Annotated in this window: 1 pseudogene; it reads left to right on the forward strand. The window is 67.2% G+C overall.

Going from position 1 to position 250, the window contains the following annotated elements:
• A pseudogene (locus DSP71_RS07850) lies at positions 1-250 on the forward strand (rhamnulokinase); the annotation flags it as partial.

Here is a 250-nt window from a genome sequence, read left to right on the forward strand (position 1 = left end):
CACCGCGAGCGCGGTGATCGCCGTGCCAGCCCGCGATCAGGATTTCGCGTACGTCTCGTGCGGCACGTGGATCCTCACCGGCGTCGAGGTCGATCACCTCATCACCAGCGACCAGGCCCGCGAAGCGGGTTTCACGAACGAGCTCGGCCTCGACGGCACCGTACGGTTCCTGCGCATAGCCGCGGGACTCTGGATCGTCAACGAATGCATGCGGGAATGGGGGCTCGACGACTGGGGGGCGCGCAGCACA

It is taken from the genome of Microbacterium sp. H6, assembly GCF_003314775.1.
Taxonomy (GTDB): Bacteria; Actinomycetota; Actinomycetes; order Actinomycetales; family Microbacteriaceae; genus Microbacterium; species Microbacterium oxydans.